The organism is Burkholderia sp. AU45388, from assembly GCF_030481585.1.
Lineage (GTDB): Bacteria > Pseudomonadota > Gammaproteobacteria > Burkholderiales > Burkholderiaceae > Burkholderia > Burkholderia sola.
The window spans coordinates 1-23,108 of record NZ_JAUJPV010000005.1 but is presented as its reverse complement, the minus strand read 5'-3'; the positions used below and the strand labels follow the sequence as shown (position 1 = coordinate 23,108).

Here is a 23,108-nt window from a genome sequence, read left to right as displayed (position 1 = left end):
CCCGGCGTGAATCCTCGTCGATACAGTGGTCCTACGCCCGCGTGCTCACCGGCACACGGTCCAGCCACGACAATCAACGAGACGCCCATGAGCAACACGAACTTCGTCGCCGTCAGCGACACCGTGCGCACCTTCGTTGCGCGCGACTTCGGCCTCTTCATCGACGGCGCCATGCAGCCCGCGCACGCGGCGGCGCGGCTCGACGTGCACGACCCGGCCACGGGCGAGCGGCTCGCGACCGTCGCCGATGCAGACGCACACGACGTCGACCGCGCGGTCGCCAGTGCGAAACGCGCGTTCGACGCGCGCGTCTGGAGCGGGCTGCGGCCGGCCGACCGCGAACGCATCCTGCTGAAACTCGCGGACCTGATCGAAGCCGACGCCGAAACGCTCGCGCAGCTCGAAACGCTGAACCAGGGCAAGTCGATTCACGTGTCGCGCGCGGTCGAAGTGGGCGCGAGCGTCGAATACGTGCGCTACATGGCCGGCTGGGCGACCAAGATCACCGGCCAGACGCTCGACGTGTCGATCCCGTTCCCGCCCGGCGCGCGCTATACGGCCTATACGCGCAAGGAGCCGGTCGGCGTGGTCGCCGCGATCGTGCCGTGGAATTTCCCGCTGATGATCGCGGTGTGGAAGCTGATTCCCGCGCTCGCGGCCGGCTGCACGATCGTGCTGAAGCCGTCGCCGGAAACGCCGCTCACCGCGCTGCGCCTGGCCGAACTCGCGCGTGAAGCCGGCGTGCCGCCGGGCGTGTTCAACGTCGTCACGGGCGGCCGCGTCTGCGGTTCGGCGCTCGCGAGCCACCCGTCGATCGCGAAGATCTCGTTCACCGGGTCGACCGCGACCGGCAAGCTGGTCGGCGCGGCGGCCGTGCAGAACATGACGCGCTTCTCGCTGGAACTCGGCGGCAAGAACCCGATCGTGATGCTCGACGACGTCGACGTCGCGCACGCGCTCGACGGGGTGGCTGCCGGCGCATTCTTCAACCAGGGGCAGGTGTGCGCGGCCGCGTCGCGCATCTACGTGCATCGCAGCAAGTTCGCGCAGCTCGCGGACGGCCTCGCGGGCGTCGCGCAGTCGATGAAGCTCGGCGCGGGCCTCGACACGACCGCGCAGATCAACCCGCTCGTGTCCGCGCACCATCGCGACAAGGTCGTCCAGCACATCGAAGGCGCGCGCCGCGCGGGCCTCACGTTCCTCGCGGGCGGCACGCCGGCCGACGACCTGCCCGGCTATTACGTGAAGCCGGCCGTGATCGCCGATCCGCCCCCGGACAGCGCGATCGTCCACGACGAGGTATTCGGCCCGGTGATCGTGGTCGTGCCGTTCGACGACGCGGCCGATGCGGTGCGCCTCGCGAACGCGTCGCCGTACGGTCTCGCCGCGAGCATCTGGAGCAACGACCTGACACGCGTGATGAACCTCGTGCCGCGGATCGAAGCCGGCACCGTGTGGGTGAACTGCCATATCCCGCTCGATCCGTCGATGCCGTTCGGCGGCTACAAGCAATCGGGCATCGGCCGCGAATTCGGCCAGTACGCGATCGAAGGCTTCACCGAAACCAAATCCGTCTGCATCGCGCACTGACGCGCGGGCCAATCCCAAAACCGCGAAAACCGATCCGACCGTGGAGATTGCAATGAGCTACAACGAAGCGAAATTCTGGCATCCGATGCTGCACCCGAACGACATGAAACAGCGCAAGCCGATCCGCATCGTGCGCGGCGACGGCTGCTACGTATTCGACGAAACCGGCAAGCAGCTCGTCGACGGCGTCGCGGGCCTGTGGAACGTGAACGTCGGCCACAACCGCCGGGAAGTGAAGGACGCGATCGTGCGCCAGCTCGACGAACTCGAATACTTCCAGCTGTTCGACGGCATTTCGCATCCGCGCGCGGAGGAGTTGTCGAAGAAGGTGATCGACATGCTCGAACCGGAAGGGATGCGCCGCGTGCTGTACAGCTCGGGCGGGTCGGACTCGATCGAGACCGCGCTGAAGATCGCGCGCCAGTACTGGAAGGTGCGCGGCCAGGCGGATCGCACGAAGTTCATCTCGCTGAAGCAGGGGTATCACGGCACGCATTTCGGCGGCGCGTCGGTGAACGGCAATACGGTGTTCCGCCGCAATTACGAGCCGAACCTGCCCGGCTGCTTCCACGTCGAGACGCCGTGGCTGTACCGCAACCCGTTCACGCAGGACCCGGAGGAACTCGGCCGGATCTGCGCGGAAATGCTCGAGCGCGAGATTCAGTTCCAGAGCCCGGACACCGTCGCCGCGTTCATCGCGGAGCCCATCCAGGGCGCGGGCGGCGTGATCGTGCCGCCGGCCAATTACTGGCCGCTGGTGCGAGAGGTGTGCGACCGCTACGGCGTGCTGCTGATCGCCGACGAGGTCGTGACGGGCTTCGGCCGCAGCGGCAGCCTGTTCGGCAGCCGCGGCTGGGGCGTGCGCCCGGACATCATGTGTCTCGCGAAGGGGATTTCGTCGGGCTACGTGCCGCTCGGCGCGACGGTCGTGAACGCGCGGATCGAGGACGCGTTCGCCGCGAACGCCGATTTCGGCGGCGCGATCATGCACGGCTACACATACGCCGGCCACCCGGTCGCATGCGCGGCCGCGATCGCGAGCCTCGACATCGTCGTGAAGGAAGACCTGCCGGCGAATGCGGCGAAGCAGGGCGCGTATCTGCTCGAAGCGCTTCACTCTTTCCCGGAACGCTTCGCGGCGGTCGGCGAGGTGCGCGGCAAGGGGCTGATGCTCGCGCTCGATCTCGTCGCGAACAAGGACACGCGCGAGCCGATCGACCCGCTGTCGGGCTATGCGAACGCGGTCGCGGAAGTCGCGCGCGAGAACGGCGTGCTGGTGCGCCCGGTCGGCACGAAGATCATCCTGTCGCCGCCGCTCGTGATCCAGCGCGAGCAGCTCGACCGGATCGTCGACGCGCTCGCGGCCGGTTTCGAGGCCGTGCCGTTCGCCTGATGGCCTGACCGCGCGACGGCCAACCCGAGGCGGCGGGTAAACGCCATCGCGGGTTTGCCGATTTGCGCTATGACCGGATTATTTTGCCTGCGTATTTTTTCGACATCGGATCACGCCGTGATCGACGAGGGGCCCCGGAATCGACGCGCTGAAGCACCGCCCGGGGCCGACCGCACAGCATCTGGCCCCGACCGCCGACGAAGCGCCGGTTCGGGGCAACCCACGAAGGAGACAACGATGTCGGGATGGTCGGGAATGACCGGCGCCGCGGGCGATACGTCCGCCGGTGCGTCGGCTGAAGCAGGCGGCGGCACCGCATTGAACGCCGGTGCGGTCGGTTTTCCGACCGCGCTGGCGAGCGCGGTCGGGCTCATCATGGCGAGCCCGGTGATCCTCACCGCGACGTCGGGCTTCGGGATGGGCGGCTGGGCGTTCGCGGTCGCGATGATCATCGCGTTCGTGATGATGCAGGCGCAGGCCACCACGTTCTCCGAAGCCGCCGCGATGCTGCCGACGGCCGGCTCGGTTTACGATTACCTGTCATGCGGGCTCGGCCGCTTCTGGGCGATCACCGGCACGATCTCCGCGTATTTCCTCGTGCACGTGTTCGCCGGCACCGCGGAGACGATCCTGAGCGGCATCATGGCGCTCGTGAACTTCGAATCGTTGAACGCCGCGCTCGAGAAGCACAACAGTTCGTGGCTCGTCGGCGTCGGCCTCGTGGTCACGTTCGCGATCACCAACATCATCGGCATCAAGGTGTTCAGCAAGCTCGAGATCGTGCTGACGGCCGGCATGTGGCTGTCGCTGATGATCTTCGGGATTCTCGGTCTCGCTGCGGCGCCGGCCGTGCATCTCGACGGCTGGTTCGGCGGCTCGGAAGTCGGCACGTCGGTCCCGGCCGTGCTGTCGCTGGTCGGGATGGCGATGTTCATGTTCGTCGGCTGCGAGTTCGTCACGCCGCTCGCGCCCGAAATGAAGGCGCCGGGCCGCACGATCCCGCGTGCGATGGCGCTCGGCCTCGTCGGCGTCGCGATCTGCATGTTCCTGTACGGCGCGGCGATCCGCCGCCAGGTCGCGAACGTGCCGGTGAGCCCCGACGGCCTCACGCACCTGCTCGACACGCCGGGCGCGATTCCCGCGTTCGCGCTGCAGGTGCTCGGGCCGTTCGGGCGGATCTGGTTCGGCATCGCGTTCCTGTGCGCGGGCGCCGCGACGATCAACACGCTGATGGCCGGCTTGCCGCGCATCCTGTACGGGATGGCGATCGACGGCGCGCTGCCGCGCTATTTCGCATACCTGCATCCGCGTTTCAAGACGCCGGTGGTCGGCATCGTCGCGTCGGCGATCGTGCCGATCTTCCATGCATGGCTGATCAACGGCAATCTCGACAGCATCCTGCACCTCGTGCTCGCCGCGACCTGCGCATGGGGCACCGCGTACCTGCTCGTCACCGCGTCGGTCGTGATGTTGCGCATCCGCCGCCCGGACCTGCCGCGGCCGTACCGTTCGCCGCTGTTCCCGCTGCCGCAGATCGTGTCGAGCGTCGGGATCGTGCTCGCGATCTGGTACATCACGCCGCCCGGCATGAACGCGCGCGACATCTACGTGCCGTTCGGCGCGATGCTGGGGCTCACCGCGTTGTATGCGCTGTTCTGGACGCTCGTCGTGCAGCGCCGGCATCCGTTCAGGCCGGTGCCGGTGGAGGACGTGCTGCGCAACGAGCACGTCGCATCGTGAAGGCCGCGCTCGTCCGGTGGCGCGCGGCGCCCGATGCGCCGCCGCCCGGCCATCGGCCCGGCGCGATCGCCGCGCGCGTGCTCGCCGATCTGCGGGCCGTGCGCGATGCGGACGATGCCGGTGGCGTCGGCGGCGTCGGCGGCGTCACGGCGCGGCTGCCGAACGGCGTGCGCGTGAGCGTCGACGAGTGCATCGAGCGCCAGTTCCTGATGCATACGGTCAACGTGATGGTGACGGTGGCGGCTGACGGCCCGGCCGCGCAGGGCGGCGCGCGCGTGCGGCAGACCGGCTGGTTGCGCCGCACGGGCATCGATGCCGCGCTTGTGTCCGGATGCGACCCTGTGTTCGTCGACACGCTGGCCGCGCTGCTTGCCGAGCCGGCGCTGGCCGGCGCGCTGCAGCGGCTGCACCTGACCGACTGCGCGATCGGCGCGCGCGACGGCCGCTGGACCCTCGCGATCGTGCCGTTCGGCGGCAGCGAGATCGTGAACCGGATGCCGTCGTTTCGCCGTTACGTCAGGCTGATCGACGAGCAGGCCGCCGCGCTGTCGGCGGCCTGTCTTGCGTTCGAAACCGTACTACGCAGGATTTTGCGAGGGTAAGCTGTGGCGATGCGTGCCGTGCGAACCCGGCGGCCGCATCCAGCACCCAAGGGTTTTACCGGAGACGCCGATGCTGTTCCAGTCACGCTCACACGAAGACGTGCACGATCACGGGCTCGCGATCGCGGGCTGGCATCAGGTGTACCGTCAGATGACGCCGGGCCGCTTCAAGGGCACCGTCACGCAGGTGCTGTACGACGATTTCCACTTCTTCCGCGAGACGACCAACCGCCGCGTCGCGCAAACCGGCCTCGCACCGGTCGGGCGCACGTCGCTCGCGGTGCCGCTGTCCGTGCCGCTCGCGGGGACGTTCCAGGGCCAGCCGGTCGACGGCTATGCGCTGCTCGCGCTGCGCGCCGGCGAGGATTTCGAATTCCACACGCCGGAAGGGATGGGGCTCGTCGGGATCAGCGCGGCGTCCGACATGGTCGACGAGCTGTGCGAAGCCGAATTCGGCGCGGCCGCCGCGCGCAGGCTGCGGCACGTGACGCGGCTGTCCGACGCGCAGGGCGTCGCGCTCGGCGCGCGGCTGTCGGCGCTGATCGACGATGCGCAGCGCAACCCGGGTTGCCTCGAATATGCGGCCACCCGCAAGATGTTTCGCGACGCGATGCTCGGCATGTTCCTCGATGCGCTGGAACACGGCATCGACGTCGAGCGCCGCGACATCACGCACGCCACCTACAGCGATATCGTGAGCCGCTGCGAGAAGCATCTGCGCGAGCGGCCCGAAGAACCCGTCACCGTGCTCGAACTGTGCCGCGTACTGCGCTGCAGCCGCCGCACGCTGCAGACGAGCTTTCAACGCGTGGCCGACGTCACGCCGGTCGGCTACCTGCGCACGATCCGGCTGAACGCGGTGCGCCGCCTGCTGCGCACGACGTCGGCGCAGCAGCTCGGCGTCGGCGAAGCCGCCGCGAGCTGGGGCTTCACGCATCTCGGCTATTTCGCGCGCGAGTATCGCGACCTGTTCGGCGAGCTGCCGTCGCAAACCTTGCGTCCCGACTGACGCCTTCCCACCGTGGCGCCGCCGCCGGGCGCCGTCGTGTATTGCCCGTCCCCATCACGGTTTGCTGATTTGGGATAGAGGTCCGGAATTTTCGCTGGATAAAGTCCTGCCAACCCATATCGACAACACCGTCGGTTTGCACTGCCAACCGATGACCATTGAGGGGCGGGACATGAAGAACGGACGACGACTGGCCGCGGCCGCGGCCATGCTGGGCTGCCTGCACGCACACGCGCAGACTTCGGGAAGCGTGACGCTGTACGGCACCGTGGACACCGGCATCATCTACTCGACGAACCAGCAGTTCACGCGCGCCGACGGCAGCACGGGCGGCGGCCATGCGTGGCAGATGGGCGGCGGCAACCTCGTGCCGTCGCGCTTCGGCTTCCAGGGCGCCGAGCCGCTCGGCGGCGGCCTCGATGCGGTATTCACGCTCGAGCAGCAATTCCTGTCCGCGAACGGGCAGGCGCTGCAGGGCGGCACCGCGTTCAGCCGGCAGGCCTGGGTCGGGCTGCGCCAGGACGGGATCGGCACGCTCGGCCTCGGCCGGCAATACGACTCGTACACCGACATGCTCGGCGCGTACGTATCGAGCAACAACTGGGCGACGCCGTACGGCTCGCATCTGGGCGACGTCGACAACCTGAATGCCGCATTCAACTTCAACAACGCTGTGAAGTTCACCAGCGCCGATTTCAACGGCCTCACGTTCGGCGGCACGTTCAGCTTCGGCGGGCAGGCCGGCGATTTTTCCGCGAAGCGCGGTTATGCGGTGGCCGCGACGTACACGCGCTCGCCGGTGGCGTTCTCGGTCGGCTACCTCGACCTGCATCAGCCGCTCGACGCGGCGCTCGGCGGCACGAGCGGCTATATCGGCGATTTCGCGTGCAGCAACCCGGGAGCGATGTATTGCCTGCTCCAGGATGCCGGCTCGATGCGCGCGTTCGGCGCGGGCGGGTCGGTCACGCTCGGCGCGGCGACGGTCGCGCTGACCTACACGCATACGCGCCTCGGCGACAGCCGCTATTTCTCCACCGCCGCGCAGCCGCGCACGCAGGCGTTCACGTTCGACATCGGCGAGCTGAACGTCACGTACATGTTCACGCCGGCATGGCAGGGCGGCGTCGCGTATATCTTCAACGCCGCGCATACGGACGGGCGCGGCACGACGCGCTTCCACCAGTTGAACGTCGGCACGAACTACAGCCTGTCGAAGCGCACCGCGCTGTATGCGGTCGCGATCGGCCAGATCGCGAGCGGCACGGGGCTCGGCACCGACGCGGACGGCAACGCGGCGAACTATGCGCAGATTCCGGTGCTCGCGAACAGCAATTCGAGCCGGCAACTGGCGGTGATGGCGGGGATTCGTGTGAACTTTTGACGCTGAATGCGGTTGGCGGCGGCACGCCGGTCGCGTGCCGCCGGCGCATGGAGGCGGAGACGGTCGGATGATGGAAAGCGATGTCTGAAAAAACCGTCCGTCTGCTCGACTGAACGGGCCTGGAGAGGGAATGCGTGCGTCAGGTCGCCCGGTTTTGCGGGTTGCCACAATACCTTCACGGTCTGCGTGAACAATGACGACGCTTCAGGCGACCCGACGTGTCGCCGGCGTTGCACACGTGTGCAACGCATGACCGTTCCGCTCCACACGCCGATCGAGAGAGACCACATGACCCTGCTGAGTCGCCTGCGCGCGCTGTCCGCCGCCGTTGCGTTATCCGTTGTCGCCACGCACGCCTTCGCGGCGGATCTCGTCATCGCGGGCCGCGACGACATCTACGGCAAGGGGCTCGCCGACGCCGTCGCCGGCTTCACCAAGCTGCACCCGGGCACCGACATCGAATTGCTCAAGCTGCCGAACGCGAACCTGTACCAGAAGCTGAAGCTGTCGATGCGCGAAGGCACCGGCGCGTACGACCTCGTGATGATGGACGACACGTGGGCGCCCGAATTCATCGGCAACGGCTGGCTGAAGCCGCTGCCTGCGTCGCTCGCCGACGCCGATCTCGTGCCGTCCGCCGTCGCGCTCGGCCGCAACGCGGCGGGCGCGCTGTACGCGCTGCCGATCGTCGGCAACGTCGAGATGTTCGCGTACCGCAAGGATTTGCTCGCGAAGTACAAGCTGCAACCGCCGCGCAATTGGGACGACGTGCTGAAGATCGCGCGGACCGTCGGCGGCGCGGACAAGAGCGTGTCGGGCGTCGTGTTCCGCGGCACGAAGGGCAACCCGGTCGTCACGGGCTTCCTGCCGATCCTGTGGGCATACGGCGGCGACGTGTTCGACCGTGCCGGCAACGTGACGATCGATTCGCGCGAAGCGCAGGCCGCGCTGAAGACGTTCCTCGCGCTGAAGGCGTTCGCGCCGAAGGACGTCGACGTGTACGGCGCGGCCGAAGTGCGCGACGCGCTGCAGCGCGGCACGGCCGCGCAGTCGATCGAGGTGTGGCCGGCTTGGGTGCCGGCGCTCGACGATCCGAAGCAGTCGCGCGTGGTCGGCCAGATCGCGCTGCAGCCGCCGCCCGGGCAGACCGCGGGCCCGGCGCCGATGCTCGGCATCTGGCAGATGGGCATTCCGAAGGACGCGCCGCACGCGAAGCTCGCGCAGGACTTCCTCGCTTACCTGAGCTCGCGCGATACGCAGACGCGCCTCGCCGGCATCGGCATTCCGCCGACCCGCCGCAGCGTGTTCAACGATCCGGCGCTGGTGCGCCAGTACCGCTGGTATCCCGATCAACTGAAGGCGCTCGAGGCCGGCCGTGCGCGGCCGCGCGTGACCGACTGGCAGCAGGTCGAGAGCATTCTCGGCGACCAGTTGCAGCTCGCGCTGACGGGGCAGGCCGCGCCCGACGCCGCGCTGCGCCAGGCGCAGCAGAAGATCGCGCAGGCGACGGCCGCGGCCGGCAAGTGACCGCGCACGTCGACGTCGACCCGCTGACCGGAGGTCGCGCATGAAAGCCTTCGGCCGCAGCCTGCCGTTCGTCGCGCTGCTCGGGCCCGCGCTGCTGGTGCTCGCCGCGCTCGCGTTGTATCCGGTCGCGCAGGTGCTGATCGACTCGTTTTGCCGGGTCGACTATTCGGCGGGCCATCGCGCGTTCGCGGGGCTCGCGAACTATCGCGCGGTGCTCGGCGACGACGCGTTTACGGCCGGCTTCGGCAACACGCTGCGCTTCACGATCGTCGCGTCGCTGGCCGAAGTCGCGCTCGGCTTCGGCCTCGCGCTGCTGTTCGTGCGCGCGTTTCCGGGCCGGCGCATCGCGCTGCCGCTCGCGATCCTGCCGATGATGCTGTCCACGCTCGTGTGCTCGGCGATCTGGCGCAACTGGCTGAACTTCGACGGATTCCTGAACGCGCTGCTCGCCGCGTTCGGCATCGAAGGCGTGCGCTGGCTGTCCGATCCGCATCTCGCGCTGTGGTCGCTCGCGCTCGTCGACGTGTGGCAGTGGACGCCGATGGCGTTCCTGATCGTGCTGGCCGGGCTGCAATCGATTCCGCAGGAGCTGTACGAAGCCGCGCGCACCGACGGCGCGAGCGAGTGGCAGTGCCTGCGCGACGTCACGCTGCCGCTCGCGGCCCCGCAGATCGGCCTCGCGCTGCTGCTGCGCTCGATCGACACGTTCAAGCTGTTCGACAAGGTCTATGCGCTGACGGGCGGCGGCCCCGGCAATGCGACGCAGACGCTGTCGACCTATATCTACGACACGGGCTTCCGCTTCTTCAACGTCGGGCCGGCGAGTGCCGCGTCGGTGCTGATGCTCGCGGCGTCCGCGCTGCTGGTCTCGGGGTACGTATGGCAGACGGTTCGCAAGCGGCGCGCATGACGACGCAAGCCGCAGGCATCTCTCGCGCACGAACGGGCGCTGCATTCGGTCACGCGGTGCCATGGGCGCTGCGCGTCGTCGCGCTCGCCCTGTTGCTGTTGCCGTGCCTGTGGATGGCCGGCGCGGCCTTCATGCCGACGCTCGAACGTCTCGATCATCCGTTGCGGATCTGGCCGGCCGCGCCGACGCTCGCGCATTTTGCGTCGGTATGGTCGAAGGGCATCGGCGCGCCGCTGTTCAATTCGCTGCTGGTCGGCTTCGGCACGACGCTGCTCGCGCTGGCGCTCGCGTTTCCGGCCGCGTATGCGCTCGTGCGGCTGCGGTTTCCGGCGCGGCTCGACCTGCTGTTCCTGATGCTCGTGCTGGCGTTGAAGCTGATGCCGCCGATCACGATCGCGGTGCCGCTGTTCGCGCTCGCGAAGCGGCTGCACCTGCTCGATTCGACGCTCGGCCTGATGCTCGCGTACCAGATCTACGCGTTGCCGATGGCGATCTGGATGCTGCTCGCGTTCGTGCGCGACGTGCCGATCGAATACGAGGAAGCGGCGTGCATCGACGGCGCGGGGCTCGCGCGGCGGCTCGTGCAGATCGTGCTGCCGCTGTGCGCGCCGGGGCTGATCGCGACCGCGATTTTCGTGTTCATCGCGGCGTGGAACGAATTCCTGATCGCGCTGCTGTTCGTGTCGACGCCGAGCCGCTTCACGCTGCCGCTCGCGATCGCCGGCTACGTGACGGAGAACGGCATCGACTGGGGCGACCTGATGAGCGCGGGGCTGATCGCGTCGCTGCCGACGCTGGCCGTGGCCGGCTATGTGCAGCGCTACCTGTTGCGCGGGTTCGCGGGCGGGCTGAAGTGACGCGCGGCTTGGCCGCGTCCCGTCCTGCGTCGTCACGCGCAACTGTCGCGCACCACCTGCGTGACCGGCACCACGCGCGTGCGCGACGGGCCGTCGAACGTCTGCATCCGGTCGGCGAGCAGGTCGATCGCCGCGTGCGCGAGGCCGCGCGTGTCCTGCCGCAGCGTCGTCAGCCGATACGCATCGTATTCGGCGGCGGGAATATCGTCGAAGCCGATCACGCGCAGGTCGTCCGGCACGCACAAGCCGAATTCGCGACGCGCGACGTCGATCACGCCGAGCGCGAGCAGGTCGGACGAGCAGAACACGCCGTCGGGCCGCTCGCCGGTCGCGAACAGTCGCCGCGCGGCGTCGACGCCGCTGGCGTGGGTGTCGGACGGTGTATCGAGCACGCGTACGAGCGTCGCGTCGGAGGCATCGCGTGGCCCGAGCGCCTGCTCGAACGCCGCGGCGCGCGTGCGCGCGCTGTAGCTGGTGCCGCGCGGCCCGACGAACGCGAGCCGGCGCGCGCCGGCCTGCACGAGCCGCTGCGCGGCGCAGGTGGCGGCCGCCGCGTTGTCGCTGACGACCACATCGGCGCCCGGCAGGTTCGCTTCGCGGTTGATCATCACGACCGGGATCCGGTGTTCGAGATACTGTTGCGCGACCGACAGCGGCGGCGACGCGGACGTCATCACGAGCCCCGCGATCCGGTAGCTGAGCAGTTGTTCGAGCGATTGCCGAACCTGGCGCGGATCCTCCGCATTGGTCACGAGCGGCGTGAGCGCGCGCTGCCCGAGCACGGCCATCAGGTCCGACAGCAGCCGCGCGCGAAACGGGTTCTCGAATCCAGCCGTCACGACGCCGATCATGCTGCTGCGCTGCGTGATCATGTCGCGCGCGATGAGGTTGACCTGATAGCCCAGCGCACGCGCGGCGACCATCACGCGTTCGCGCGTTTGCGGCGCGATGCTTGCCGTTGGGGAGAACGCGCGCGACACTGCCGAGCGCGAGACGCCGGCCCGCGCCGCGACATCCGAGGCCGTCACCCACGGTTTTCTTTCCTTGTCATTCATCGATTCATGATCCCTTCGCGCCACGATACGTGCATGCCGCCTGCCGACTGGATGTCGGCGCTCGACGACGCGCGGCCGCTGCATACGCTGACCCTACCGGGCAGCCATGACACCTGTGCGTATACGGTCGACGATTTACTCGTGCGCACGCAGCGTGCGCCGCTCGATGCGCAGCTCGCCCACGGCGTGCGGCTGCTCGACATCCGCTGCCGGCACGTGCGCGATGCATTCGACATCCATCACGGCGGCATCGCGCTCGGCATGACGTTCGACGACGTGCTGGCCACCTGTACGCGCTTTCTCGAAGCGCATCCGCGCGAATGCATCGTGATGTCGGTCAAGGACGAGTGGCCGGCGCATGCATGCACGCGCGGTTTCGATGCGACGTTCGATGCGCATCGCGCGCGGCATCCGCGGCTGCGCTGGCATGCCGGCGGCACGCTGCCCGCGCTCGGCGACGTGCGCGGCGCGGTCGTGTTGTTGCGGCGCTTTCGCAGCGGCCGGCCGCTCGGCATCGACCTGACCGCGTGGCCCGACAACGCGACGTTTACGATCGACCATCCGGACGGCGCATTCGTGATTCAGGACGAATATCGCGTGCCGGTGGCCGCGTCGATCGCGTGGAAGTGGCGCGCGATCGACGCGCTGCTGACGCATCTGCCGCTGCCGGACAGCGGCCGCTGGGCGATCAGTTTCTGCAGCGGCACGGGGATGGGCGCGAATCCGTCGGTGGTCGCCCGTGGGGATGGCCGCGTGCAGGGCATTCATGCGCGACTGGCCGAACGCTTGCGCGAGCAGCCCGGCCCGTACGGTGCGATGCTGCTCGATTTCTGCGATGACGACGACTGGGGGTTGGTGCGTGCGTTGATCGAATGCAACGACTACACGCCGGAGCAGGGTGTCTGGCGCAAGGCGTTTCGCTGTTAGTCAGCGAAGATTCGCGTTGAAGAACGCGAGTGCTTGGGCGTCGAACGTCTGGTGAAAGGCGACGCGATCGAATCCGTTCGCATCGACGCACACACGTGGCGACATGCGTTTCAATGCGTCGGAACACGGCGCGACGAACGCGAAATGCGCGGCGTTCCGGACCACGTGGAACTCCGGCCGCCGTGGCAACAGGCCGGCCAGCGCGGGGACGGTGGCCGGTTCGACGCCGTCGCCCCCTTCTTCCGAGGCCCAGAGCTGGATCGGTGCCCGGACGTTCTTCACCGTGTCGGCGGCCGGGAATTCGTCGAGCGGATCGGCCAGCACGTAGGCCTTGATACGCGGATCGCGGGCCGGGGTGGGAAGAACGAGGTCCCGGTCGCGAATCTGTCGGCAGATCAGCCAGGTCGGGTCCGTGCACGCGACCGGCGCATGCACGTAATCGGGATTGCCGCCGGCCAGCACCAGCCCGGTATAGCCGCCGCGCGAAAAACCGAAGAAGCCGATCCGGGTGGGATCGATTCGCGCGGCGTCGGCCGAGCGGGCGAGCATGTAGTCGACCAGGCGCTTGATGTCGACGGGGCGTTCGACGAACTCGTGAATGTCGTCCGCGCGGCTCATGTCGAGCGCGGTGTCGCCGGGATGGTTGATGGCCGCGACCACGTAGCCCGCATCGGCGAGCGTTTGCGCAAGATCGTGATGGCCGAGAAGCGTGCCGCCATGCCCGTGCGAGATCACGACGAGCGGCAGCTTGTCACCGACGGTCGGGCAGTCGCGCCGTCCTTTCAATTCGAAAGGACCGATCGTGAGCGTCTGGGCGGCATCCGCGCAGGGTGTCCACACGGCCGCCTTCAGTTCGGGGCCGATCGCATCGGCCGGGATCCGGATGAACTTGACACCGGCCGCGTGCGCGACCGTGGCGGACAGGCAGAGCAGGACAGCCGACAGCCAGCTTTTCATGTTGAATCCCTCCAGGGGCATGACTGGATCGCTGTTGCCGATCGCCGGCCGGGCCAGCGCGCGGGGATTCCGGAATCGATAGTGCGGCGAGTGGGGCGGGAGTTCGCACGGGCGGTGACATCACGGGCGGCAGGCGTTGGCGTCGTGCGGCGCGCCGGACTACCGCGTCGCGATCGCCACCGCCGCGCCGGCCATCGCGGTCGCGCTCGTGCGGTTCGCGATCCGCTTTGCGCGCGCCGACGTCAGGAAGGCGCGGGCTCGCGACGCGAGCAGCGACCAGAAACAGTCGGCCAGGATCAGCACCGCGAGCATCGTGCCGACCAGTTCGGCCCACGCGCCGACGCCGACGTGCGTGAGATCGACGATGGTCGGCAGCAGCGCGAGATAGAAGATCATGATCTTCGGATTGCCGAGCGTGACCAGCATGCCGGCGACGAACATGCGCCACGGCGACTGGCCGCGCGGCAGGTCGTCCGCATCCGTGCCGGTCGGCGCGGTCCACATCTTCCACGCGAGGAACAGCAGGTACGCGACGCCGAGCAGCTTCAGCACGGTCAGGCCGGTCGCGAACGTGTGCGCGAATGCCGACAGCCCCGCGACCGCGAGCGTGAGCCACAGCGCTTCGCCGAGCCACATGGCCGCGAGGAACGGCAGCACGTCGCGCACGCCGTTCGTCAGCACGCGCGCGACGAGCGCGGCGACGCTCGGGCCGGGCGTGCCGGCGGTGACGAGCAGGGCGAAGGCGAAGACGGCGAGTGCGGACAACGTCATGGCAAGCCTCGTAGGTGGGGCGTTCGAAACGTCTGAAGTTTCGATTATAGTGACGGCCGTTCCAGACTGCCTGCCTGAATTGCCGTCATGCCTGCATCGATCCTGATTCGTCCCGCCACGCGTGAAGACGCGGCCGCGATGGCCGCCGTGGAAGTCGCCGCCGCGCAGCGGTTTCGCGAGATCGGCATGGCCGACATCGCCGACGGCGAGCCGACCGATGCGGCTGCCGTGCTCGAGCGCATCGACGGGGGCCGCGCGTATGTGGCGGTCGATCCGCCACGCACGTGCGTAGGGTTCGCGTTCTACCGGCTGCTCGATGCGCGGCGGCTGTATCTGGAGGAACTGGACGTCGCGCCGTCGCATGCCGGACAGCGGATCGGCGCGCGCCTGATCGAGCAGGCGAGGGCGCGTGCGGCGCGGGAGCACGTCGAGCAGGTGGTGCTGTCGACGTTTCGCGACGCGCCGTGGAACGCGCCGTATTACGCGCGCCTCGGTTTCCGGATCATCGACGATGCAGCGCTCGACGACGCGCTGCGTGCGATCCGCGCGCACCACGTCGCGCTGGGTCTCGATGAAACGCGGCGCGTGTTCATGCGGGCGGACGTGCACGCCTGAACCCGCGCCGTTCCATCGTCAGGCCGCGTCGCTCAAGGCCGGGTAGTCGGTGTAGCCCGTTTCGCCTTTCGCGTAGAACGTCTCCGGCACCGGCTGGTTGAGCGGCGCGCCGATTTCGAGGCGGCGCGGCAGGTCCGGGTTCGCGATGAACAGCTTGCCCCAGGCGATCGCGTCGGCGCTGCCGTTCGCGAGCGCGGCCTGCGCGGTGTCGAGCGTGAACTGCTCGTTCGCGATCAGCGGGCCGCCGAACGCTTCCTTCAGGCGCGGGCTCAACTGGTCGCCCGAATACGATTCGCGCGTGAAGATGAACGCGATCTTGCGGCGGCCGAGTTCGCGCGCGACATAACCGAACGTGGCTGCCGGATCGGAATCGCCCATCGTATGCGCGTCGCCGCGCGGGGCGAGGTGCACGCCGACCCGGCCGGCGCCCCACACGTCGATCGCCGCGTCGACCACTTCAAGCAGCAGGCGCGCGCGATGCTCGATCGGGCCGCCGTATGCGTCGGTGCGGCGGTTGGTGCTGTCCTGCAGGAACTGGTCGAGCAGGTAGCCGTTCGCGCCGTGAATTTCCACGCCGTCGAAGCCCGCTGCCTTCGCGTTCTCCGCGCCCTTGCGGTACGCGGCGACGATGCCCGGAATTTCGTCGAGTTCGAGTGCGCGCGGCGTCACGAACGGACGCGGCGGACGCACGAGGCTGACGGTGCCGCCCGCGGCGATCGCGCTCGGCGCGACCGGCAGGTCGCCGTTCAGGAACATCGGATCGGAGATCCGGCCGACGTGCCACAGTTGCAGCACGATGCGCCCGCCGGCCGCGTGCACGGCCTGCGTGATCTGCTTCCAGCCCTCGACTTGCTCGTCGGACCAGATGCCCGGCGTGTCGGCATAGCCGACGCCTTGCGGCGTGACCGACGTCGCTTCGGTAATGATCAGGCCGGCCGACGCGCGCTCGGCGTAGTAGCGCGCCATCAGCGCATTCGGCACGCGCGCCGCGCCCGCACGGGAGCGGGTGAGCGGCGCCATCACGATGCGGTTGGGCAGGGTCAGGTCGCCGAGGGTAACGGGATCGAACAGCGTGGGCATGGCAAATAACCTCTTCACGAAAGGCGGGGAAGCCTGCGCGTCATGCGCGATGGCGCCCCGCATGGCCGGTTCGGCCGTTGGCTAGAGTTCGCGGCGCAGGGCGTCGAGAAATGCGTCGATGACGGCCTCGTTGCGCTGGAAGAATGCCCACTGGCCGATCCGCGTCGACGTCACGAGCCCCGCGCGCTGCAGCGTCGCGAGGTGCGCGGAGACGGTCGACTGCGACAGCCCGCAGCGCGCGTCGATCTGGCCCGCGCAGACGCCGTGTTCGTACGGCAGCGTCTGTTGCGGAAAATGCTCGCCGGGCGTTTTCAGCCAGACGAGGATCTCCCGGCGCACGGGGTTCGAGAGCGCTTTCAGGATCGCGTCGATGTCGAGTTCGGTCGGCATGGAAGACTGGGTGTTTCGATCGGGCAAACGAGTATCGTCGATGGGCGAATCTTATATCGTATTTTGACGATATGCTTGAAAGCACTGCCGGCAATGGGGTTGATAGGAAGCCGTCATCTCGGGGCCGGATGAGCGGCGACGTGAGCCGACGTCGACGGAACCGGCGCTTTCGGGTCGTCTTGCCGGCAATCTCACTCCCCGCCCGCGTAACATACGTGGCGTCGTGCTTGATTCATGGAGTCCTTTCATGTCTGTCCGGGCCGTCATATTCGATTTCGACCTGACGCTCGCGGATTCGTCCGCCGCGATCGTCGCGTGCACCGAGCACGCGTTGCATCAGCTCGGCGCCGCCGGCTCCGTGCCCGCGCAGATCGGCGCCGTGATCGGGCTGCCGCTGCCGGACATGTTCCGTGCGTTGACGGGCGAAACCGGCGCGGCGCGGGCCGATGCGTTCGCGCGGCACTTCGTCGCGCGCGCCGACGAGATCATGGTGCCCGGCACGCGGATCTATCCCGAAGTGCCGCCGCTGCTCACGGCGTTGCGCGAGCAAGGGCTCGCCGTCGCGATCGTGTCGTCGAAGTTTCGCTACCGGATCGAGGCGATCCTCGAGCGCAACGGCTTGCAATCGCTGGTCGACGTGCTGATCGGCGGGGAAGACGTGCAGCGCCACAAGCCGGACCCTGAAGGGCTCGTGCAGGCGCTGGCGCGGCTGGGCTTGCCTGCTGCCGCGGCAATCTACGTCGGCGACCATGCGGTGGACGCACTGGCAGCCGAGCGTGCCGGCGTGCCGTTCGTCGGCGCGGTGAGCGGCATGACGTCGTTCGACGCGTGGGCGCGCGTCGGCAAGCGCGCGGTGCCGACGCATATCGGCGAACTGGCCGGGATCGTGCAGCAGATGCGGTGCCGCTCGGGCGAACGGTGCGTCGACGCCGAACGCGGTGCGCAGCCGGCCGGCTGACCGGTTGTTCGCCACGGACCGGCGGCGCGCGACGGATTCTGCGACCATCGCCGTTCAAGTCATATCTGCCACCCGAGCCGCCGCCATGTCCGTCTTCTCCGTCGCGTTTGCCCGTCTCCGACGCTCGTGTGCGCTGCCGGCCACGCGTACCCTGTCATACGCCGTTCCGTTCGCGGTAGCCTGCGCCGCCGCGTGCACGCTGGCCGGCGCGCAGCCGGCCGAAGCCGCCACGGCCACGCGGCGCGAACGTCTCGAAGCGCCGGTCAAGGCCGTCGCCGATCAGCGCATGGCCGTCGATACGCCGCAGGGCAGCGCGATGCTGCCGGTCTACGCCGACCATCCGCTCGACCGGGCCGCGCCCGACGTCACGCGCGTGTTCATCGTGATTCACGGCACGCTGCGTAATGCCGATGCGTACTACGCATCGGGGCGCGCAGTCGTCGCAAAGGCCGGTGCGGCCGGCGCGGGCACGATGGTGGTCGCGCCGCAATTCCTGACACGCGCCGACGTGCGCGCGTTTTCGTTGCCCGTATCGACGCTCGCGTGGACGCAGGAAGGATGGAAGGGCGGCGAACCGGCACGCCAGCCGGGCCCGATCAGCTCGTTCTCGGCGCTCGACGCGTTGCTCGCGCATTTCGCCGACCGCGGCCGGTATCCGTCGTTGTCCTCGGTCGTCATGATTGGCCACTCCGCCGGCGCACAATTGCTGCAGCGTTATGCCGTGGCCGGGCGGGAAGGCGACGCGCTCGCGCGTACCGGCATTGCCGTGCGCTACGTGGTCGCGAACCCGTCGAGTTACCTGTATTTCGACGACGACCGACCGAATGCCGAAGCACTGGCCGGCGGCCTCTGCCCGCGCGCGACCGAATGGAAGTACGGGTTGAAGTCGGCGCCGCCTTACGTTGCGTCGCAGGACGTGCGCGATCTCGAGACGCGCTACGTCGCGCGCCATGTCGTGTACCTGCTCGGGCAGGCCGACACGAATCCATACACGCATTTCATCGACCGTTCATGCGCGGCGATGGCGCAGGGGCCGTACCGGCTGGCGCGCGGGCTCGCCTATTTCGATTACCTGAAGAAGCGGCATCCGGACGATCTCGCGCAACAGGTCGTCGAAGTGCCGGGTGTCGGGCATGACGGTCTCGGCATGTTCACGTCCGCTTGCGGGCTGGCCGTGCTGTTCGGGCACGCGGTGCCGCAGTCGTGTCCGGTCGTCGCCGGCACCGCGCCGGACCTGCGCGCAGCGGGGCAGTGAGGCTGCATGCAAGGCCCGCCCGCGACGAACGTCGATCGACCGGAAAATGCAGGAATCGTAGGCGGCGCCGCGTGCGTCGCGGGCGAAGGGGGCGACGGCCATTGAAGGCGGCAGCCGCCCGTCGTTCGCCCGCGCGTTCGTGGCAAGCCGCGTCATTCGACGGTGACCGTCTCCTTCATGTACGGATGAATCCCGCAGAACACCTTGTAGACGCCCGGCTTGTCGAAGCGGAACGAATATGTTTCGTCCTGGTCGAGCGCCTTCGAATGAAAGATGCCGGCGTCGTTGACGACGGTATGCGGCTCCGCGTCGAGGTTCTTCCACGTGATCGTCGTGCCGGCCTTGATCGTGGTCGACATCGGCGAGAACATGAAATTGCGGATCGTCACGAGCGGGCCGGCCGGGCCCTGCGCGAACGCGGCGGGCGACGTGCCGGCGGCCGCGCCGCACAGCATCAGCACCGCGAGGATTCGAGAGGGATTGAAGCGGATCATATCGGTCTCCTCATATTTGTCACGCGAGCGTCGCGTCGTGCAGCGACGACGCAACCGGATGGCCGGTGAATTCGACGGTCGTCACGCCGAGCATCGACGGCAGCCGGTCGTGCGGCACCGTGAGTGGCACGGGGCCTGGCCCGTTGCCGGCCGTCGGCTGCGGGAACGCGGTCGAGCGGGCGGTATGAAACGTCACGTTGCCCTCGACCTTCGACACGATCTGGTGGATGTGCCCGTTCAGCACGGTGACCGAGCCGAAGCGGCGCAGCAGCGCCATCGTCTGCGGCGCGTCGCCGGTGCCCCAGCCCCACGGTTCGTAGATGGTCCACATCGGCATGTGCGAGAACACGACGATCGGCGTGCTCGACGAGCGGCCTTTCAGGTCCTGCGCGAGCCACGCGAGCTGTTCGTCGCCGAAGCTGCCGAGCCCGTTCGGCTTGAAGTGCATCACGTTGACGAGCGCGATGAAATGCACGCCCGCGTGGTCGAAGCTGTAATAGCCGCGATTATCCGACGCCTTGCCGAACCGGCCGAAATATTCGGCGCCCGAACCGTCGGTGACGTCGTGTTCGCCGGGCACCGTGTGCAGTTCCGGCACGCGCAGCGCGGACAGCAATTGCGACGCGTGGTCGAATTCCTCCGGCTTGGACAGATGCGTGATGTCGCCGGTGTGGATCGCCAGCGCGGGCAGCGCGGGCATCCCGTTGACGAGATCGATCGTCTGCTTCAGCGTGGCCGACACGTCGGGATTCGCGTCCTTGTTGAAGCCGATGTGCGTATCGCTGATCTGCACGAACAGCGGCCGGCCCGTGTCGGCCGGTCGTGCATCGCCGGTCTGCGCGAGCGCGAGGTCGAACGGCGTGAGGATGCCGCCCGACAGCGTGAACAGCGTGCCGAGCCCGCCGAAGGCCATGCACTGCAGGGCCTTGCGGCGCGACGGGCGGGTGGGGAGCGATGAAGACATGTCAGCCTCGCATTCGTGTGACGAAATCGGACGGCCGGATCGTCCTGGAATAAGCCGGCGCCTTCGCCTGCAATACCGGCGAAGCGGCGGATTTATTCCCGATCGTTGCGAGATCGAACCTCCGTGCGGGCGGCCGACGGCGCGATGCGCGACGCCCGCCGGATGACCCGTCAATGTCCTGTAAGTGACACGTCACATTTGCGTCACGGCCGCCCGATAGCCTCCCACTCCGAATCATCTCTCCGGAGCCCTTCATGGCGAACCTCGCGGCAACGGACACGGGCGGTGCGGTCGGTCGCCGCATGCGCACCTTGGGCCTCGTGCTGTCTTTTCCGATCATTGCCTGCGGCATCGTCCCTGTCGGCAGTCATCCCGGTGCCCGTCTCCGCCTCGTCAAGGAAGGCTCGGTGCTGCCGCTCGCACTGCACGGGCAGTCCTGATTCGCCCCGCGGCTGCGGCGCCGGCTGCGCGGCACGCGTCCGGACCCATCGATTTTTAATTCAACACAAGACACAAGACGCTACCGATGGATATCCGTTTCTTCGATCCGAATCGCACCGCCAACGCGTCCGCGTGGCGCGTGCTGCCCAACCGCTGGGACGCGGTCGCGTTTCCGCTGATCATCGGCATACTCGCGATGGCGATCGTCGGTTTTCACGAGACGATGGCGCCGATCGGCGTGCTGCAGACGCAGAAGATCTCGCTCGATCCGTCGAACCTCCCCGAATATGCGCTGCGCACCACGCTGCGGATGCTCGCCGCGATGGTCGCCTCGCTCGCGTTCACGCTCGTCTACGGCACGCTCGCCGCGAAAAGCCGCCGTGCGGGCATGGTGCTGATCCCGATCCTCGACATCCTGCAGTCGGTGCCGGTGCTCGGCTATATCTCGTTTACGGTCACGTTCTTCCTCGCGCTGTTTCCGGGGCGCGTGCTCGGCGCCGAACTGGCCGCGATCTTCGCGATCTTCACGAGCCAAGCGTGGAACATGACGTTCAGCTTCTACCAGTCGCTGCGCACGGTGCCGCGCGACCTGAGCGAAGTGTCGCGCGGTTTCCACCTGACGCCGTGGCAGCGCTTCTGGAAGCTCGAAGTGCCGTTCTCGATGCCGGGCCTGATCTGGAACATGATGATGTCGATGTCGGGCGGCTGGTTCTTCGTCGTCGCGTCGGAGGCGATCACCGTCGGCAACCAGACGATCACGCTGCCGGGCATCGGCGCGTATCTCGCGCAGGCGATCTCCGACAAGAATCTCGGCGCGGTCGGCTGGGTGATCGTCGCGATGTCGGTCGTGATCCTTGCCTACGACCAGTTCCTGTTCCGCCCGCTCGTCGCGTGGGCGGACAAGTTCCGGATGGAGAACACCGCGTCGGGCGATGCGCCGCAATCGTGGCTGCTCGACATGATGCGCCGCACGCACCTGATCCATCAGTTGCTCGTGCCGGCCGGCTGGCTGCTGTCGCAGGCCGCGCGGGTTCCGCTGCGCGTGCCGTCGCCGGGTACGCGCGCGCGCCGCGCATCGTCGCCTCGTTCGTCGCGCATCGGCGACATCGCGTGGGCCGCGTTCGTGATTGTGCTGACGGCGTACGTCGCGTGGCGCGTCGTCAGCTTCGTCGCGACCGGCGTGACGATGGCCGAGGTCGGCCACGTGCTCGTGCTCGGGCTCATCACGCTGCTGCGCGTGCTGGTGCTGATCGCGATCGCATCGGTGATCTGGGTGCCGCTCGGCGTGCTGATCGGATTGCGCCCTAAGCTGGCCGAGAAGATCCAGCCGCTCGCGCAGTTCCTTGCCGCGTTCCCGGCGAACCTGCTGTTTCCGGTGTTCGTGATCGTGATCGTCCACTTCCGCCTGAACGCGGACATCTGGCTGTCGCCGCTGATCGTGCTCGGCACGCAGTGGTACATCCTGTTCAACGTGATCGCCGGCGCGATGTCCTATCCGAACGATTACAAGGAAGCGACGAAGAATTTCCGCATCCGCGGCTGGCAGTGGTGGCGCCAGGCGATGCTGCCCGGCATCTTCCCGTACTACGTGACCGGCGCGATCACAGCGTCGGGCGGCGCGTGGAACGCGAGCATCGTGTCCGAGTTCGTGCAGTGGGGCGACACGAAGGTCGTCGCGCACGGCCTGGGCTCGTATATCGCGCAAACGACCGCCGCCGGCGATTTCCCGAAGATCATCCTCGGCATCGCCGTGATGTCCCTGTTCGTTACCTTGTTCAACCGCCTGCTGTGGCGTCCGATGTACGCCTATGCGGAATCCCGGCTCCGTCTCGATTGAGAGTAAGCGCGATGCAAAATTCGACCGTTATCAACGCCCCCGTCAAGACGTCCCAGCCGCTGCAGCCGCCGCGGCTCGGCGAAGAAATCCTGCGCGTCGAGCACGTGAACCGCGGCTTCAACAAGACCCAGGGCGAGCTGCTCGTGCTCGACGACGCGAACCTGTCGCTGCGCGAAGGCGAGATCGTCGGCCTGCTCGGCCGCTCGGGGTCGGGCAAGTCGACGCTGCTGCGCATCATCGCCGGGCTGATCGAGCCGACCGGCGGCGAGGTGACCTATCTCGGCAAGCCGCTGCGCGGCCCGGCCGAGGGCGTCGCGATGGTGTTCCAGACCTTCGCGCTGTTCCCGTGGCTCAC

Annotated in this window: 23 protein-coding genes; 16 read left to right on the top strand and 7 right to left on the bottom strand. The window is 68.1% G+C overall.

Features of this window, described 5'->3' with window-relative positions; genetic code table 11:
• Positions 1 to 87: 87 nt before the first annotated feature.
• The 9 genes from QZM72_RS11670 to QZM72_RS11630 all read left to right on the top strand — a co-directional run bounded on the left by QZM72_RS11670 (position 88) and on the right by QZM72_RS11630 (position 11,009).
• Complete coding sequence (locus QZM72_RS11670) at positions 88 to 1,590, top strand: aldehyde dehydrogenase family protein (RefSeq protein WP_301738131.1); 1,503 nt, start codon at positions 88 to 90, stop codon at positions 1,588 to 1,590.
• 52 nt (positions 1,591 to 1,642) lie between these two features.
• Complete coding sequence (locus QZM72_RS11665) at positions 1,643 to 2,983, top strand: aspartate aminotransferase family protein (protein WP_301738130.1); 1,341 nt, start codon at positions 1,643 to 1,645, stop codon at positions 2,981 to 2,983.
• Between the two features lie 237 nt (positions 2,984 to 3,220).
• The gene (locus QZM72_RS11660; protein ID WP_301738128.1) at positions 3,221 to 4,723 is read left to right on the top strand and encodes an APC family permease; all 1,503 of its coding nucleotides are present in this window, start codon (positions 3,221 to 3,223) and stop codon (positions 4,721 to 4,723) included.
• Positions 4,720 to 5,325, top strand: a complete 606-nt coding sequence (locus QZM72_RS11655; RefSeq protein WP_301738127.1) for a DUF3156 family protein — start codon at positions 4,720 to 4,722, stop codon at positions 5,323 to 5,325. Before QZM72_RS11660 ends, QZM72_RS11655 begins: the two co-directional genes overlap by 4 nt.
• Positions 5,326 to 5,395: 70 nt before the next feature.
• Positions 5,396 to 6,334 carry a helix-turn-helix domain-containing protein gene (locus QZM72_RS11650; RefSeq protein WP_301738126.1) on the top strand — a complete coding sequence of 313 codons (939 nt, stop codon included), beginning with the start codon at positions 5,396 to 5,398 and terminating at the stop codon, positions 6,332 to 6,334.
• Between the two features lie 172 nt (positions 6,335 to 6,506).
• Positions 6,507 to 7,715, top strand: coding sequence for a porin (locus tag QZM72_RS11645; protein ID WP_301738125.1), 1,209 nt, complete (start codon positions 6,507 to 6,509; stop codon positions 7,713 to 7,715).
• Between the two features lie 288 nt (positions 7,716 to 8,003).
• Positions 8,004 to 9,242: an ABC transporter substrate-binding protein gene (locus QZM72_RS11640; protein WP_301738124.1), complete on the top strand. Its 1,239-nt coding sequence runs from the start codon at positions 8,004 to 8,006 to the stop codon at positions 9,240 to 9,242.
• 40 nt (positions 9,243 to 9,282) lie between these two features.
• A complete protein-coding gene (locus QZM72_RS11635; protein WP_124555964.1) occupies positions 9,283 to 10,152 on the top strand; it encodes a carbohydrate ABC transporter permease in 870 nt (289 codons plus the stop codon).
• On the top strand, positions 10,149 to 11,009 hold the full coding sequence (locus QZM72_RS11630; protein WP_301738123.1) for a carbohydrate ABC transporter permease: 861 nt from the start codon (positions 10,149 to 10,151) through the stop codon (positions 11,007 to 11,009). The genes QZM72_RS11635 and QZM72_RS11630 overlap by 4 nt, the downstream gene beginning before the upstream one ends.
• Before the next feature lie 32 nt (positions 11,010 to 11,041).
• Here the strand turns inward: QZM72_RS11630 and QZM72_RS11625 are convergent, their stop codons facing one another.
• A complete protein-coding gene (locus QZM72_RS11625) occupies positions 11,042 to 12,064 on the bottom strand; it encodes a LacI family DNA-binding transcriptional regulator (protein ID WP_301738122.1) in 1,023 nt (340 codons plus the stop codon).
• A 6-nt stretch (positions 12,065 to 12,070) separates the two neighbouring features.
• On the opposite strand from QZM72_RS11625, the gene QZM72_RS11620 reads away from it, so the two are divergent.
• A complete protein-coding gene (locus tag QZM72_RS11620) occupies positions 12,071 to 12,991 on the top strand; it encodes a phosphatidylinositol-specific phospholipase C (RefSeq protein ID WP_301738121.1) in 921 nt (306 codons plus the stop codon).
• Here QZM72_RS11620 and QZM72_RS11615 read toward each other — a convergent pair whose 3' ends face one another.
• The gene (locus QZM72_RS11615) at positions 12,992 to 13,948 is read right to left on the bottom strand and encodes a prolyl oligopeptidase family serine peptidase (protein ID WP_301738120.1); all 957 of its coding nucleotides are present in this window, start codon (positions 13,946 to 13,948) and stop codon (positions 12,992 to 12,994) included.
• A 159-nt stretch (positions 13,949 to 14,107) separates the two neighbouring features.
• A complete protein-coding gene (locus tag QZM72_RS11610) occupies positions 14,108 to 14,719 on the bottom strand; it encodes a LysE family translocator (protein WP_089470155.1) in 612 nt (203 codons plus the stop codon).
• 87 nt (positions 14,720 to 14,806) lie between these two features.
• Here QZM72_RS11610 and QZM72_RS11605 point away from each other — a divergent pair, with 87 nt between their 5' ends.
• Positions 14,807 to 15,334, top strand: a complete 528-nt coding sequence (locus QZM72_RS11605) for a GNAT family N-acetyltransferase (RefSeq protein WP_301738119.1) — start codon at positions 14,807 to 14,809, stop codon at positions 15,332 to 15,334.
• A gap of 18 nt (positions 15,335 to 15,352) precedes the next feature.
• Here QZM72_RS11605 and QZM72_RS11600 read toward each other — a convergent pair whose 3' ends face one another.
• Both QZM72_RS11600 and QZM72_RS11595 read right to left on the bottom strand, forming a co-directional pair.
• A complete protein-coding gene (locus QZM72_RS11600) occupies positions 15,353 to 16,414 on the bottom strand; it encodes an alkene reductase (protein WP_301738118.1) in 1,062 nt (353 codons plus the stop codon).
• Between the two features lie 81 nt (positions 16,415 to 16,495).
• Complete coding sequence (locus QZM72_RS11595; protein WP_011547377.1) at positions 16,496 to 16,804, bottom strand: helix-turn-helix transcriptional regulator; 309 nt, start codon at positions 16,802 to 16,804, stop codon at positions 16,496 to 16,498.
• Between the two features lie 247 nt (positions 16,805 to 17,051).
• On the opposite strand from QZM72_RS11595, the gene QZM72_RS11590 reads away from it, so the two are divergent.
• Both QZM72_RS11590 and QZM72_RS11585 read left to right on the top strand, forming a co-directional pair.
• Positions 17,052 to 17,762: an HAD family hydrolase gene (locus tag QZM72_RS11590; protein WP_089470152.1), complete on the top strand. Its 711-nt coding sequence runs from the start codon at positions 17,052 to 17,054 to the stop codon at positions 17,760 to 17,762.
• An 85-nt stretch (positions 17,763 to 17,847) separates the two neighbouring features.
• Entirely contained in the window at positions 17,848 to 19,017 is a 1,170-nt protein-coding gene (locus QZM72_RS11585; RefSeq protein ID WP_089470151.1) for an alpha/beta fold hydrolase, read from the top strand.
• Between the two features lie 152 nt (positions 19,018 to 19,169).
• On the opposite strand, the gene QZM72_RS11580 is transcribed toward QZM72_RS11585, so the two are convergent.
• Both QZM72_RS11580 and QZM72_RS11575 read right to left on the bottom strand, forming a co-directional pair.
• Entirely contained in the window at positions 19,170 to 19,511 is a 342-nt protein-coding gene (locus tag QZM72_RS11580; protein ID WP_301738117.1) for a cupredoxin family copper-binding protein, read from the bottom strand.
• 19 nt (positions 19,512 to 19,530) lie between these two features.
• A complete protein-coding gene (locus QZM72_RS11575) occupies positions 19,531 to 20,475 on the bottom strand; it encodes a metallophosphoesterase (protein WP_301738116.1) in 945 nt (314 codons plus the stop codon).
• 254 nt (positions 20,476 to 20,729) lie between these two features.
• On the opposite strand from QZM72_RS11575, the gene QZM72_RS11570 reads away from it, so the two are divergent.
• The 3 genes from QZM72_RS11570 to QZM72_RS11560 form a co-directional block, all read left to right on the top strand.
• Complete coding sequence (locus QZM72_RS11570) at positions 20,730 to 20,915, top strand: phosphate transporter (protein ID WP_089470149.1); 186 nt, start codon at positions 20,730 to 20,732, stop codon at positions 20,913 to 20,915.
• An 86-nt stretch (positions 20,916 to 21,001) separates the two neighbouring features.
• The gene (locus QZM72_RS11565) at positions 21,002 to 22,753 is read left to right on the top strand and encodes an ABC transporter permease subunit (protein ID WP_089470148.1); all 1,752 of its coding nucleotides are present in this window, start codon (positions 21,002 to 21,004) and stop codon (positions 22,751 to 22,753) included.
• Positions 22,754 to 22,764: 11 nt separating this feature from the next.
• The coding region (locus tag QZM72_RS11560) for an ATP-binding cassette domain-containing protein (RefSeq protein WP_301738115.1) at positions 22,765 to 23,108 on the top strand (344 nt) is incomplete at its 3' end.